Origin of the sequence: Pseudomonas sp. RSB 5.4, assembly GCF_037126175.1 — a bacterium.
Classification (GTDB): Bacteria; Pseudomonadota; Gammaproteobacteria; order Pseudomonadales; family Pseudomonadaceae; genus Aquipseudomonas; species Aquipseudomonas fluorescens_H.
The window spans coordinates 3933973-3948675 of sequence record NZ_CP146986.1; the positions used below are offsets into that span (position 1 = coordinate 3933973).

Annotated in this window: 13 protein-coding genes; 1 reads left to right on the forward strand and 12 read right to left on the reverse strand. The window is 61.8% G+C overall.

Features of this window, described 5'->3' with window-relative positions:
- The 9 genes from V9L13_RS17860 to V9L13_RS17900 form a co-directional block, all read right to left on the reverse strand.
- On the reverse strand, window positions 1–819 hold the full coding sequence (locus V9L13_RS17860) for a phosphoglycolate phosphatase (RefSeq protein WP_103484973.1): 819 nt from the start codon (window positions 817–819) through the stop codon (window positions 1–3).
- Window positions 816–1490, reverse strand: coding sequence for a ribulose-phosphate 3-epimerase (gene rpe, locus V9L13_RS17865; RefSeq protein ID WP_003228808.1), 675 nt, complete (start codon window positions 1488–1490; stop codon window positions 816–818). The genes V9L13_RS17860 and rpe overlap by 4 nt, the downstream gene beginning before the upstream one ends.
- 80 nt (window positions 1491–1570) lie before the next feature.
- A complete protein-coding gene (locus V9L13_RS17870; RefSeq protein ID WP_338800132.1) occupies window positions 1571–2719 on the reverse strand; it encodes an iron-containing alcohol dehydrogenase in 1149 nt (382 codons plus the stop codon).
- 277 nt (window positions 2720–2996) lie between these two features.
- The gene (locus tag V9L13_RS17875) at window positions 2997–3821 is read right to left on the reverse strand and encodes an ABC transporter permease (protein ID WP_041070101.1); all 825 of its coding nucleotides are present in this window, start codon (window positions 3819–3821) and stop codon (window positions 2997–2999) included.
- 12 nt (window positions 3822–3833) lie between these two features.
- Window positions 3834–5081 (reverse strand): ABC transporter permease, encoded by a 1248-nt coding sequence (locus V9L13_RS17880; protein WP_338800133.1) that lies wholly within the window; start codon window positions 5079–5081, stop codon window positions 3834–3836.
- A 224-nt stretch (window positions 5082–5305) separates the two neighbouring features.
- Window positions 5306–6349: an ABC transporter substrate-binding protein gene (locus V9L13_RS17885; protein ID WP_103485889.1), complete on the reverse strand. Its 1044-nt coding sequence runs from the start codon at window positions 6347–6349 to the stop codon at window positions 5306–5308.
- A gap of 49 nt (window positions 6350–6398) precedes the next feature.
- Window positions 6399–7523 carry an ABC transporter ATP-binding protein gene (locus V9L13_RS17890; protein WP_108591995.1) on the reverse strand — a complete coding sequence of 375 codons (1125 nt, stop codon included), beginning with the start codon at window positions 7521–7523 and terminating at the stop codon, window positions 6399–6401.
- Window positions 7524–7872: 349 nt separating this feature from the next.
- On the reverse strand, window positions 7873–8502 hold the full coding sequence (locus V9L13_RS17895) for a response regulator transcription factor (protein WP_003228820.1): 630 nt from the start codon (window positions 8500–8502) through the stop codon (window positions 7873–7875).
- Between the two features lie 84 nt (window positions 8503–8586).
- Window positions 8587–10983, reverse strand: a complete 2397-nt coding sequence (locus V9L13_RS17900) for a transporter substrate-binding domain-containing protein (protein ID WP_338800134.1) — start codon at window positions 10981–10983, stop codon at window positions 8587–8589.
- Window positions 10984–11057: 74 nt separating this feature from the next.
- Between V9L13_RS17900 and V9L13_RS17905 the strand changes: the two genes are divergently transcribed.
- Entirely contained in the window at window positions 11058–12047 is a 990-nt protein-coding gene (locus V9L13_RS17905) for an alpha/beta hydrolase family protein (RefSeq protein WP_338800135.1), read from the forward strand.
- A 129-nt stretch (window positions 12048–12176) separates the two neighbouring features.
- Here the strand turns inward: V9L13_RS17905 and V9L13_RS17910 are convergent, their stop codons facing one another.
- From V9L13_RS17910 to V9L13_RS17920, 3 genes are read right to left on the reverse strand one after another with little or no spacing between them, the layout of a single operon-like run.
- Window positions 12177–12944 carry a TerB family tellurite resistance protein gene (locus V9L13_RS17910; RefSeq protein ID WP_338800136.1) on the reverse strand — a complete coding sequence of 256 codons (768 nt, stop codon included), beginning with the start codon at window positions 12942–12944 and terminating at the stop codon, window positions 12177–12179.
- A 1-nt stretch (window position 12945) separates the two neighbouring features.
- The gene (gene murU / locus V9L13_RS17915) at window positions 12946–13617 is read right to left on the reverse strand and encodes an N-acetylmuramate alpha-1-phosphate uridylyltransferase MurU (protein WP_338800137.1); all 672 of its coding nucleotides are present in this window, start codon (window positions 13615–13617) and stop codon (window positions 12946–12948) included.
- Complete coding sequence (locus V9L13_RS17920) at window positions 13614–14633, reverse strand: phosphotransferase (RefSeq protein WP_338800138.1); 1020 nt, start codon at window positions 14631–14633, stop codon at window positions 13614–13616. Before V9L13_RS17920 ends, murU begins: the two co-directional genes overlap by 4 nt.
- Between the last annotated feature and the right edge of the window lie 70 nt (window positions 14634–14703).

Below are 14703 nucleotides of genomic sequence, written 5' to 3' on the forward strand. Positions count from 1 at the left end.
TCAGGCGCGCCAACGCCAGCGGGCCAGGGCCTTGATGACTTTCATCCAGAGTTTGCGGGTGACCACCACGATGGCGTTTCCAGAAGGAGATTGAGAAGCGTCGGGCAACGTTATCTCAGCGGCAGTACCGAGGCAACCGGGAATTAGCTTGCGCAGATCGTCGATCACCAGTGCCGGGGATTCCTCGGCAATCGGTCGACCGTGGTTATAGCCGTAGCTCAGCGCCACACACTTGACCCCCGCCGCTTTCGCCGCCTGCACGTCACTGCGCGAGTCGCCGACGAACAGCGATTGCGAGGCCGGGATGTTGGCCATTTTCATCACGAAGAACAGCGCGGCCGGATCAGGCTTCTTCTGCGGCAGGGTGTCGCCGCCGATGATCCATTTGAAGTAGCGGCCGATCTTCATCTGATCCAGCAGCGGTGCGACGAAACGCTCCGGCTTGTTGGTGATCAGCGCCATGGCCACGCCCTGCTTGTGCAACCACTTGAGGGTGTCGCGCACGCCGGGATAGACCACGGTCAGCTCATGACTCGCGCCGTAGGCTTCCATGAACACTTCCAGCGCGTGCTCGGCCTCGACGTCGTCCACCGCCGAATGATCGATGCCACCGGCCAGCGCCCGGCGCACCAGCACCGGTGCGCCGTTGCCGACCCACTCGCGCACCGCCTCGATGCCGGCAGGCTTGCGGCCGAGGGAGAGCAGCATGGTGTCCACCGCGGCCGCCAGGTCGGGAACCGAGTCGATCAACGTGCCATCCAGATCGAACATCACCAACCGTGGCAGTTGCCCCGGGAACAGCTGCTCAAAACCGCTCATGGGCGCGCCAGCGCCAGTTCGGAACGCATCTTGTCGATGACTTCCTGATAGTTCGGCGCATTGAAGATCGCCGAGCCAGCCACAAAGGTATCGGCGCCAGCGGCCGCGATTTCGCGGATGTTGTTGACGTTGACGCCGCCGTCGATTTCCAGACGGATGTCGCGGCCCGAAGCATCGATGATCGCCCGCGCTTCGCGCAGTTTGTCGAGGGTGCCGGGGATGAACTTCTGCCCGCCGAAGCCCGGGTTGACGCTCATCAGCAAGACCATGTCGACCTTGTCGATCACGTACTTGAGCACGTCCAGCGGGGTCGCCGGGTTGAACACCAGCCCGGATTTGCAGCCGCCTTCACGGATCAGTTGCAGCGAACGATCGACGTGCAGCGTGGCTTCCGGGTGGAAAGTGATGTACGTCGCACCGGCCTCGATGAAGTCGCCGACGATGCGATCCACCGGGCTGACCATCAGGTGCGCGTCGATCGGCGCGGTGATGCCGTACTTGCGCAATGCCGCGCAGACCATCGGGCCAATGGTCAGGTTCGGCACGTAGTGGTTGTCCATGACATCGAAGTGGACGAAGTCGGCACCGGCGGCCAGAACATTGTCCACTTCTTCGCCGAGGCGGGCGAAGTCGGCGGAGAGAATCGACGGAGCAATTACGAAGGGCTGCATGACGCACCTTTTCTGAGCTAAATCACGATGGCGCGCATTGTATACCTCAAGTTTCCGTGCGCGCACCGTGACCGCGATGATCAGTACGCCGCTCGGTAGATCTTCTCGATATCCGCAGCGCTGAGCTTGCGCGGGTTGTTGCGCATCAAACGCTCGATTCCCGCGGCCTCCACAGCCATGGCCGGGATCGCCTCTTGCGGCACACCGAAACTGCGCAGCCCGGCCGGAATTTCCACCGCCGCACACAGTTCGGTCATCGCCTGCACGGTTTTGTCCGCCGCCTCAGTGGCGCTCAGATGAGCGGTCTTCACCCCCATGGCCTCGGCGATATCCTGCATGCGCTCGACGCAGGCCATCTTGTTCCAGGTCATGACGTACGGCAGCAACAAGGCGTTACTGACGCCATGGGCAATGTTGAAACGCCCGCCCAACGGATAGGCCAACGCATGCACCGCGCCGACCCCGGCATTGCCGAACGCCATGCCGGCCATCAGGCTGGCGGTGGCCATGTCTTCCCGGGCTTGCAGATTGCCGCCATTGGCGTAGGCCTTGGGCAGCGCCCTGGCGATCAACTTGATTGCGCCGAGCGCCAGCGAGTCGGTGATCGGCGAAGCGTTGACCGACAGATAGGATTCGATGGCATGCACCAGCGCATCGACGCCACTGGCGGCAGTGACGCTGCGCGGGCAGGTCAGGGTCATTTGTGGACTGACCAGCGCCACATCCGGCAGCAGATAGTCGCTGACGATGCCTTTTTTCAGTTGCGCAACCTTGTCGGAGAGGATGGCGACGTTGGTCACTTCCGAGCCGGTGCCGGCGGTGGTCGGGATGGCGATCAGCGGCGGACCTTTGCGCGGCACCTGCTCGACGCCGAACAGGTCTTCCAGCGCGCCGTGATAGCCGGCGTACGCGGCAACGCTCTTGGCGATGTCGATGGCACTGCCGCCGCCCAGGCCGATCAAGCCGTCATGCCCGCCCTCGCGATACACGCGCATGCAATCTTCGACGATGGCGATTTCCGGATCCGGCAGCACCCGGTCGAAAATCTCGTACTCGCGCCCGCCCAATTGGCACAGCGCCAGCTCCACGGTGCCGGACTTGACCAGCGCGGCGTCGGTGACGATCAGCGGGTTGTCGATATCCAGCCGCGTGAGTTCCGCCGCCAGTTGCTCGATGGCCCCGGCGCCGGTGATCAGTTTGTGAGCAATTTTGAACTGGGACAGACTCATTGTGCGCAGCCTCTTATAGATGTGGGAGCTGAGCACAAGCGTAGTTGAGGGTTTGGGGTTGTCTGGTATTCAGTTGGTGAATAATCAAGAGCAAAAGCCCCTCACCCTAACCCTCTCCCGGAGGGAGAGGGGACTGACCGAGCTGCACTCTCGAAGTCCATCGACGTGCAATACCGAGTCGAACTCAGATTCTGAACAGCATGAAGATCTGCTCCCTTTCCCCCTCGCCCCCTTGGGGGAGAGGGCTGGGGTGAGGGGGTGGCTTTTGATCTGGGCGTCAGACCTGCGCGGTACGCAGTTTCTCGCTACGGCCACGCAGCCATTCCAGGGTCAGCAACAGGATGACGGAGAACGCAATCAGCAAGGTTGCCGCAGCAGCAATCGTCGGACTGAGGTTCTCGCGGATCCCGCTGAACATCTGCCGTGGCAGCGTCGCCTGCTCGGGGCCGGCGAGGAACAGCGTCACCACCACTTCATCGAACGATGTGGCGAAAGCAAACAACGCCCCGGAAATCACTCCCGGCGCAATCAGCGGCAGGGTCACCCGGCGGAACGTGGTCAACGGCGATGCGCCGAGGCTGGCCGCCGCCCGCACCAGATTGTGGTTGAAACCCTGCAACGTCGCCGACACGGTGATGATCACGAACGGCACACCGAGCACCGCGTGCACCACGATCAGCGAGAAGAAGCTGTTGCCCAGCCCCAGCGGCGCGAAGAACAGGTAACTGGCCACACCAATGATCACCACCGGCACCACCATCGGCGAAATCACCAGCGCCATCACCAGCGCCTTGCCGGGGAAATCACCGCGGGTCAGGCCGATCGCGGCCAGCGTCCCGAAGACCATCGCCAGCACGGTCGCCGCAGGAGCGACGATGATGCTGTTCTTCAGCGAACGCATCCATTCCGCCGAAGCGAAGAAGTCCTGATACCAGTGCAAGGAGAAGCCCTGCAGTGGGTACACCAGAAAACTGCCGGAGTTGAACGACAGCGGCACGATGACCAGTACCGGCAGAATCAGGAACAGCAGGATCAGGCCGCAGAGAATCCGCAAGCTGTAGAACCACACCCGTTCGATGGGCGACATGTAAGGACTCAGCATTTCAAATTCCCCTTAGCTCAGGCGCAGGCGACTGGCGCCCACCAGCCAGCTGTAGATCAGATAAAGCACCACGGTCGCCAGCAGCAACAGGCCGCCCAACGCAGTGGCCATGCCCCAGTTGATGCTGGTGTTGGTGTAGAACGCGACGAAGTAACTGACCATTTGATCGTTTGGGCTGCCGAGCAGCGCCGGGGTGATGTAGTAGCCGATGGCGAGGATGAACACCAACAGGCAACCGGCGCCGACACCGGCGTAGGTTTGCGGGAAATACACCCGCCAGAAACTGGCGAACGGATGGCAGCCCAGCGAGATCGCGGCGCGCATGTAGGTCGGCGAGATGCCTTTCATCACGCTGTAAATCGGCAGAATCATGAACGGCAGCAGAATGTGCACCATCGAGATGTAGACCCCGGTGCGGTTGAACACCAGCTCCAGCGGCTTATCGATGATGCCCATGGCCATCAGCGCGCTGTTGATCAGCCCGCCCGATTGCAGCAACACGATCCACGCCGCGACCCGCACCAGAATCGAAGTCCAGAACGGCAGCAGCACCAGAATCATCAGCAGGTTGCTCTGCCGCGAGGGCAGGTTTGCCAGCAGGTAGGCCAGTGGATAGGCGAGGAACAGGCAGATCACGGTGATGACCAGCCCCATCCAGAAAGTCCGGGCAAAAATGTCGAGGTAGATCGCCTGATCCGGGGTGGCCGGCGCCACTTCACCAAGGTCGTCGATGCGGTGATCGACTGCCGCCAGCAGGTAGTAAGGCGTGATGTTGCTGGTGTTGCGGCGCACCGCTTGCCAGTAGGCCGGATCGCCCCAACGCTCGTCGAGCGCTTCGAGGGCTTCTTTATAGGAGGCCGGCTCGCTGGCGAAAGGCAGCGCGCGGGCGGTTTTGGTCAGCAGGCTGCGATAGCCGGCCAACTCCATGTTCAAGCGCTTGGACAGATCGCCCAAGGTCTGGTTTTTGCGGGCTTCGGCGAGGTCTTCGCCGGCGGCTTTATAAACCGGTTCGGCGGGCAGGCCGCGGCCGTCCCAACTGGCGATGGCCGCCACGGTGCGCGGCATGCCACCGACCACTTCCGGGTTGCCGACGCTTTTATAGAGCAGCGCCACAATCGGCACCAGGAACACCAGCAACAGAAACAGCACCAGCGGCGCAATCAACGCCTGAGCCTTCCAGCGGTTGACCCGCTCGGCGCGCTTGAGCTTCTGCTTCAAGGTGGGGCTGGCGCCCTCGTTCAGGGGAACGGCGATGGCCATGACGTACTCCGCAAATCTTTGATCGTTACAGAGGTGGCGAACCACCTCTGTTGTGTTGAAACACCATGCCTGATGATGGCGATTCCCTGTGGCGAGCGAGCTTGCTCGCGCTGGGCTGCGAAGCGGCCCCAAAATTGTGTTGGCAGTGCCAATTTTGTGAGTGCTGCGCACTCAAGCGGGAGCAAGCTCCCTCGCCACAGGAGCCCTCATAGTGGGAGCGATGGTTACTTCGCAGCCCAGGAATTGAAGCGCTGCTCCAGTTGCTCGCCGTTGTCAGCCCAGAAGCTGACGTCGATCTGCACCTGGTTGGCGATGTTCTCCGGGGTGGTCGGCATGTCTTTCAGTACGTCCTTGCTCAGCAGCGGTACCGCTTGCGTGTTGGCCGGGCCGTAGGCGATGTTTTCCGAGTAGGTCTTCTGTTGCTGCGGCTGAACCGAGTAGGCAATGAACTTCTTCGCAGCATCGGCGCGGGTCTTGTCCAGACCTTTCGGGATGGCCCACGCGTCGAAGTCGTAGATGCCGCCGTTCCAGACGACCTTGAGGTTGGATTCTTTCTGCACGGCCGCGATGCGACCGTTGTAGGCCGAGCTCATGACCACGTCACCGGAAGCGAGGTATTGCGGCGGTTGGGCGCCCGCCTCCCACCACTGGATGTAAGGCTTGAGTTCGTCGAGTTTCTTGAAGGCGCGATCCTGACCGTCCTTGCCGGCCAATACTTTGTAAACGTCTTTTGGTGCAACACCGTCAGCCATCAACGCGAATTCCAGAGTGTACTTGGCGCCTTTACGCAGGCCGCGCTTACCCGGGAATTTCTTGGTGTCCCAGAAATCTGCCCAACTGGCGGGTGGCGCTTTGAGCTTGTCGGCGTTGTATGCCAGCACGGTCGACCAGACGAAGAAGCCCACGCCGCACGGCTGGATCGCGCCTTTTACATAGTCTTCGGTCTTGCCGAACAGCGCCGGGTCGAGTTGTTCGAACATGTCTTCATCACAACCACGGGCCAGCTCCGGGGATTCAACTTCCACCAGATCCCAAGACACACTCTTGGTATCGACCATGGCTTTGACTTTGGCCATTTCGCCGTTGTACTCGCCAGCAACGATCTTGCCGTTGCCCGCCGCCTGCCACGGTGCGTAGAACGCTTTTTCCTGGGCGGCCTTGTTCGCCCCGCCAAACGACACCACAGTCAGATCAGGGCCGGCGGCCATCGCGTGTGCCGCACCCATCAGGCCCAGGGTCAGGGCTGTCAACTTCAGGGATCTCAACATTTATTGTTCTCTCCACGTGCAGGGTTGGTGTTGGTATTGCGGGGGGCGATCAGTTCGCCTCTAACAGCGGATCGAGTGCACGAACGTGCTCGACCTGCCAGCCAAGCGGTACCACGTCGCCGACCGCGAGCGCTGGATCGAGCTCGGCAATCGGCTGTTTCACGAAGAAGTCGGTCTTGCCGCAGACTTCCAGGCGCACCCGGACGTGGTCGCCCAGATAGATGAATTCCGCCACCCTCCCTGAGAAGCGGTTGACGCATTGGTCGCTCGAACCGTTGAGGCTCACGCGCTCCGGGCGAATCGACAGGGTCACGGGTTCGCCGGTCTGGCCGACGTTGACCGCCAGCGCCTCGACCTTCTCGCCACGGCCCAGCTCGACCACGCAGCGCTCGCCGCTCTGACTGAGCAGACGGCCGTTGAGGCGGTTGTTCTCGCCGATGAAGTTGGCGACGAAGGTGTTTTTCGGCTCTTCGTAGAGGGTGCGCGGCGGGGCGATCTGCTGGATTTCGCCTTGATGAAACACGGCGACGCGGTCGGACATGGTCAGGGCTTCACCCTGGTCGTGGGTCACGTAGACCACGGTCACGCCGAGGCGCTGGTGCAGGTGCTTGATCTCCATCTGCATGTGTTCGCGCAGTTGTTTGTCGAGCGCGCCCAACGGTTCGTCCATGAGTACCAGTTGCGGTTCGAACACCAGCGCGCGGGCCAGTGCTACCCGCTGCTGCTGGCCGCCAGACAGTTGCGCCGGATAGCGCGACGCGAAGGCGTCGAGCTGGACCATGCTCAGGACTTTCTTGACCTTGTCGCTGACGTCACTCTTGTTCAAGCCACGGACGGTCAGCGGGAAGGCCAGGTTCTCGGCCACGGTCATGTGCGGGAACAGCGCGTAGTTCTGGAACACCATGCCGATGTCGCGCTTGTGCGGCGGCACGTTGTTGATCGCACGGCCGGCCAGGAGGATTTCGCCGGCGGTCGGGGTTTCGAACCCGGCGAGCATCATCAGGCTGGTGGTCTTGCCCGAGCCGGACGGCCCGAGCAGGGTCAGGAACTCGCCTTTGCGAATGTCCAGGTTGAGGTCTTTGACGATCAGGTTCTCGCCGTCGTAGCTCTTCTGCACTCCACGAAAGCTGACCAGCACGTCACTGGCCCCTGCGTTTGAATCGACCTGGCTCATACCCACACCTTTGTTATTGGTAACTGCTGTGGAACAAGCCTAGTGGCTGGCGCCAGCCACGCAAATCGGGGCGCAGGAGAGAATCGCCTCAGCCGGATGGAAGGTTGGGGGTAGGGATTGCCCTACAAGGATGGCGCGTTTTGGCAAACGCAGCGGAATCGACAAGCGGCGAGCCGCAAGAACAGGCAAACGAGGCTGTCGCTAATGGATATGTCCGCAATTGCAGGCCAGATGGAGATTCCCTGTGGGAGCGGGCTTGCTCGCGAACGCGGTGTGTCAGTCACTGAATGATTGGATGACACACCGCATTCGCGAGCAAGCCCGCTCCCACAGTAGAAATACGGTGTGCTTAGAGGAGTTTATGTTCCATCGCGTATTTCACCAGCTCGGCCAGCGAGGTGATGTTGAGCTTCTGCATCAGCCGCGCCTTATGGGTGCTGATGGTCTTGCTGCTCAGGGCCAGTTGCTGGGCGATGTCGTTGACGTTGGCGCCTTGGGCCAGGCGCTCGAATACCGAGAACTCGCGTTCGGACAACAGCGAATGCAACGGACGCGTGTCAGTCAGGCCGACCTCGAAGACCATCCGGTCGGCCAGCTCCGGGTCGATGTAACGCCCGCCGGCCGCGACCTTGCGAATTGCCGTCAGCAACAGCGCCGGATCACTGTCCTTGGTCGCATAGCCAGCGGCGCCGACCTTCAGCGCACGGGCAGCCATTTGTGCTTCGTCGTGCATCGACAACACCAGAATCGCCGGCGGATTGTTCAGCGCGCGAATCCGCGGGATCGCTTCCAGTCCATTGACCCCGGGCATCGAGATGTCCAGCAACACCACTTCACATGGCACGCTGCGCAGGGTTTCGAGGAGTTGTTCGCCATTACTCGCCTCCCCCACCACTTGCAGATCCTTGGCCAGGCCGATCAATTGCTTGATGCCTTCACGGACGATGGTGTGGTCTTCGGCTACCAATACACGGATCACTTTCTTCTCCAGATTTCAGGTACACACCAAACCCTGTGGGAGCGAGCCTGCTCGCGATAGCGTCAGCTCAAACACCACAAACCTTCAAACCTCACTCACCGGCACCCACACATGCAGACTGGTGCCCTCCCCCGGTTCACTCTCAAGCAGCAACCGCCCGCCCATGATCAGCACCCGCTCGCGCATACCGACCAAACCAAAGGAAGTCGGCCGATCTGCCGCAGCGACAAAGCCTACGCCATCATCGCTGACCGTCAGACACAACTCATCGCCTTCCAGCACCAGTGTCAGCTCCACAGTATGCGCCTGGGCATGGCGCATGACGTTGGTCAGCGCCTCCTGCAGGATACGGAACAGGCCGATCGCCTTGGCATCGCTGAGCGCCGGCAGATTGTCCGGCACCTGCACCAGACACGGAATCTGCGTACGCGCCTCGAACCGCCGCGCCTGCCACTCGATCGCTGAAGCAATCCCAGCATCGAGAATTGGCGGTCGCAGCGCCGTCGCCACATCGCGCACCAACTGGAACAACTGGGCGATCAGGCGTTTCATGCTGTTCAAGCGCTCGTTCAGCCCCGGGTCGAGCTGCGCATAGGCCAGCTCGCACATCGAGGTTTCCAGTTTCAGCACCGTGAGCATCTGCCCCAGCTCATCGTGCACTTCGCGGGCGATTCGCGCCTTCTCTTCTTCGCGCACGCTTTCCAGGTGCGCCGACAATTCGCGCAGTTGCTCGCGGGACGCGGCCAGCTCCAGTTCAATGCGCTTGCTTTCGCTGATGTCCCAGACGATGCCGTCCCAGACATAGGCGCCATCCTCCAGTTGGCGGGTGATCGCCTTGATCTCGGCCCAGCGCTGTTCGCCCTGGCGAGTGAGGATGCGGCCCTGCCACGACCAGTCACTGTCGGTGTCCAGCGCCTGATCCTGGGTCTGGTGGTAACTGGCTCTGTCGTCGGGATGCACCAGACTGCGCAAGCCCATGTCACGGTGCGCGATGGCGGCCGGCGCGTAACCGACCAGACTCTCGCTGCCCTCACTGATGTAGGCGAAATCGATCTGCCCGGTTACCGCCGCCCGCTCCAGACGGAACACCAGTCCCGGCACGTTGGCGGCGATGCCTTGCAAGCGCGCTTCACTTTCCTGCAACGCAGCCAGAGCGCGACGCCGTTCGGTGACGTCGGTGAGATAAACCACCAGATACTCACTGTCGCGAAAGCGCAGAAAACTCAGCGAGACGTCCGCCGGCAGGATGCTGCCATCAGCGCGCACGCAACTGGTTTCAAAGCTCAGCGGCCCTTCCTCACTGGCCCGCGCGCGTTTCCACAGGTTGAGCCAGCGGTCCATGTGCAGACCGGGTTCAAAGTCGATCAGCGGCCGCTCGATCAGCGCTCCCTGTGGATAACCGAGCATGTGTTCCGCCGCGCGGTTCGCGTAGCGCACATGGCTGTCCCAGTTGACCCAGAGAATGCCGACGGTGCTTTGATCGATGGAAAACTGGGTCAGGCGCAAGGCTTCTTCGCTGGCCGCGCGCAGGGCAATATCTTCCCGGGCCGCCAGCAGGCGCTGTTCGAGGCTATGTTGCTGGCGTCGCTGCCAGACCACGATGGCCACACAACTGAGCAGCAACACGGCAAACAGCAGACTGAGGTTCTGCCAGAACCCCGGCGATTCGGTGAGCCGCGGGTACTTGGGTTGCAGCCATTGGTTGTGCAGGCGCTCCAGATCCTTGGCCGGGATCGCCCGCAAGGCACTTTCGATAATCCCGGCCAACTGTGGCCAGTCCCTCCGCGTGGCAACTCGCAACAGCTGCGGCAAGCCGATATCGCCGACCACCACCAGCCCGGCGAACTCCGGCTCGGCGGACAATCGCCCGAGTTGCGCTTCGTCCACCACGGCGTAGGACGCTTGCTGAGTCAACAACAGTTGCAACGCCTGACGCTCCAGCGGCACGCCTTGCAGATTCAGGTGCGGATAATTGCTGCGCAAATAATCGGCGGTGACGCTGGGCATACGCACGGCGACGCGGGACAGGCTGTCGAGCTTTTCCAGCTCGACCACGCCGCCGCTCTTCTGATCGCTGACCACCAGTTGCGGCACACGCATGTAAGGATCGGAAAACAGCCACAGGCGCAGTGCCTCCGGGGTCTGGGTCAAGCCCGGGGCGATGTCGATTTCACCTTCGCGAGCGGCCTCCTCCAGTTGCGTCAGATCCTGAAAATTGCGCCAGCTCAGATCGACATTCAGGGTTTTGGCCAGTGACTTCATCAATTCGACATTGGCCCCGGACAAGCGCTGCAGACGCCGGTCGTACTGCGCGTACGGTGCCTGCAAGACCAGACCGACGCGCAGCTCTCGGTGCTGCGCCAGCCATTGCTGCTCGCCGGGCGTCAACAGCGCCGCGTGCGCCGCCGGCGCAGACGCCGCCCAGCCCATCAAGGGAAAACACAACCAGCCGATAACCCACAGGCAGCAAAAACGCATCATTGAAGTCTCGTACACTGACAAATTCTGACCAACCCATTAGGCTGCCGGGATACTTTTCTGGCCTGGAATAACCGATGCCCTCTGTCTACCGCCTGGCAATGCCAGCATTGTGCCTGTCGCTGATCCTGCCTTGTGCGTTTTCCGTCGAAGCCGCCGATCCGGCGCCCGCCTCCACCGCCGGACAACCGGCTACCGAAAAACCGGCCGAACGCCAGCCACTGCTTGAGCGTAGTCAGGAAGAAGCCGCGGCACTCGAACGCAAAGTCCCGGCGCAAGAACAGCAGCAACTGCAGGCCGGCGCCGACACTTTCCTCGCCCTGTGGAAACCGGCCAACACCGCTGACCCGAAAGGTGCGGTGATTATCGTCCCGGGCGCCGGCGAAACCGCTGACTGGCCGCAAGTGATCGGCCCGCTGCGCAACAAATTGCCCGACGTCGAGTGGAGCAGCCTGAGCATCACCCTGCCGGATCTGCAAAGCGATGTCATCGCCCCGCGCGTGATTGCGCCCGCCGCCGCGCCAAAAGCCCCGGAAAGTGGCAGCAAGGATTCCACCACCGCGCAACCGATCGAACAGGCGGCGGGCGGTGAAGCGGAAGTGGCGGATCAGGTGGTTGCCGAAACGACTGAAGAACAATCCAAGGCGGATGCCGAGCGCATCTTTGCGCGGATCGACGCGGCGATTGCCTACGCCGAGCAACAAAGCGCACGCCGGGTCGTCGTCCTCGGTCACGGCACGGGCGCCTACTGGGCGGCGCGCTTCCTCAGCGAGCGGCAGAGTTCTCAGGTCGAGAAGCTGGTGATGGTGGATGTGCAAACGCCAAACAAGGCCAAGCCGCCACTGGCCGAGCTGACGCCGACCCTGAAGTTGCCGACGGCGGATATTTTCTACATGGACAAGGCGCTGGATCGCACCGCGGCGCTGGAACGCATGCAGGCCAGCAAGCGCTTGAAGACTTCAGCGTTCAGCCAGGTGGCGCTCAAGGCGCTGCCGGATAAAAAGGCTGAGCAGGAGCAGGTGTTCCGGCGGGTGCGTGGCTGGTTGAATCCGCAGAAGACTGACTGATAGACCGAGTCGCCCCATTCGCGAACAAGCCCGCTCCCACCCTGATCGCATTCCTTCAGCTGAAATGCGATCAAAGTGGGAGCGGGCTTGCTCGCGAAGAGGCCCTCATCAACAATTAACCTCTAACGATCAGCGAAAATCCCGTCGCGCTCGAATCAACGTAAACGCGTTGTGCAGCTCGCGGGTTTTCTCGGTCGCGTCACGCACCTGCTCCGGCGTTGCGCCGCTGCCGGCGATCTTGTCCGGGTGATGACGGCTGAGCAGTCGTCGATAGGCGCGCTTGATCTGCGCCGGCTCGCTGGTCGCCGACACGCCGAGCAGGCGCATCGCGTCCTGATAACTCATCGCAGCACTGACAATCGGCCGTTTGTTCGGCTCGTAATCATTGGCCAGCGCTTGGATCTGGTGCGTTGTCCACCCCAGCCACTTGCCCCACTGCGCCAATAATTCACGCTCACTGACGCCCGCGCGACCGTCGGCCCAGACCATCCGCCAGCAGGCGCGCAACACGCCTTCGGCGGCATGCGGTTGAGCACTCAGGCGCCGCAGATAACCGCGCAGGCGGTCGCCGCCGGACTTGCCGCGATTGAACGCGGCAATCGCTCGCCGCCGCGCCGGTTCGCTCATTTCCAGGGCGTTCATTTCATGGCGCGCCTGCTGGATATGACCGTCCGTCACCCGCCCGTCACTCTTGGCCAGACGCCCGAGCAACACGAACAGCAGTTCGTCGTTGCGCAACATCGGCCGGCCGCCGAGTTTTTCCCGCAAGTGCCCCCAGCTCTGCAAGTGCAGACGCCGATCCAGCGCCTGTCCCAACAATGCCCCAAGCATGGCCCCCGGAATGCTGGCGATCGCAAAACCTGCTCCGGCTCCAATCAGAGTCCCTGGCCACAACATATCAACGACTCGCTTCTATCAATGCTTCAGCTTCGGCCAGACGCTCATGCGTACCGACATCCACCCAATGGCCTTTCAGACGCTCGCCGGTGACCTGTCCATCGGCCATGGCTTTGCGCAGCAATGGTGCGAGCTTGAATGGGCCGTCCGCGCAGCCATCGAACAACTGCGGATGCAGGACGGCGATGCCGCTGTAGGTCAGGGTTTGCGCACCCGCCTGGCCATCGCTCACCCGACCGTCAGTCAGGGTGAAATCGCCCGTCGGATGATGGGCCGGGTTGTCCGCCAGAACGAGATGCGCCAGACCGTTGATCGGTTGATGCAGCACGCTGAAGTCGTAATCGGTCCAGATGTCACCGTTGACCACCAGGAACGCATCATCACCGAGCAACGGCAAGGCGCGGAAAATCCCGCCGCCGGTTTCCAGTGGCTCGCCTTCCGGCGAGTACTGGATGCTCACGCCGAACTGCGAACCGTCGCCCAGATAATCCTCGATCTGCTGACCGAGCCAGGCATGGTTGATCACGATTTCGCTGAAACCGGCCGCTGCCAGCGCGCGCAGGTGATATTCGATCAACGGCACGCCGCCGGCACGCACCAGCGGTTTGGGCGTGGTCAGGGTCAGCGGGCGCATGCGTTCGCCCTTGCCTGCCGCCAGAATCATGGCCTTCATGCAGTCACTCCGCCACGCAGACTGGCGAGCAACGCCTGCAGATCCGCCAGTTCCGGACGACGGGCGATCACCGCTTCTATATAGGCGAAGAAACGCGGCACGTCGGCCAGATAGCGCGGTTTGCCATCGCGATGGCAAATGCGAGCGAAGATGCCGATGACTTTCAGGTGACGCTGCACCCCCATCAGGTCGCTGGCGCGCAGGAAGTCTTCGAAATCGGCCTGCACCGGGATGTTCAGCGCGGCGGCTTGCTGCCAGTAACTTTCCAGCCAGCCACGCACACGCTCTTCAGGCCAGCTGAGGAAGGCGTCCTTGAACAGGCAGGTGACGTCGTAGGTGACCGGGCCGTAGACCGCGTCCTGAAAGTCGAGCACACCGGGATTCGGTGCGCTGAGCATCAGATTGCGCGGCATGTAGTCGCGGTGCACCAACACTTTCGGCTGGGCCAGAGCGCTGTCGATCAGCAGATCGCTGACGGCTTGCCACTGTTGCTGCTGCGCTGCATCAAACTCGATGCCGAGTTCGCGCTTCACGTACCACTCGGGGAACAGTTCCAGCTCGCGGCGCAGCAGTGCCACGTCGTAGCTCGGCAGCGGTGCGACCATCGGCAATTGCTGAAAAGCCAGCAGAGATTGCAAGGCATCGCTGAACAGTGCGTCGGCATTTTCGCTATCGATCACGTCGAGATAGGTCTTGTTGCCCAGGTCATTGAGCAAAAGAAATCCGCGTTCGAGGTCTTCTGCATAAATTTTCGGCACATTAATTCCGGATTTCGCCAGCAAAAAGGCGATATCCACGAACGGTTTGCAGTTTTCCTGGGGTGGCGGAGCATCCATCACGACGAAGCTGCGACCCGCTCCGTCCCAGCGGAAATACCGCCGGAAACTCGCGTCGCTGCTGGCCGCGGTCAACGTGGCCGGGGGTACGGCGCCCCAGCCCTGATCTGCAAAAAGGATTGCCAACTGTTCATCGAGCCAAACTTTCAGGTGTTGCAAGCGTACATCTTGGTCAGGCATTGCAAGGGTCTCCGACGGCGCTAGCCGTCAAGCGGGTCATGCTTTATTATCCAGCATCTTTTTCAGACCA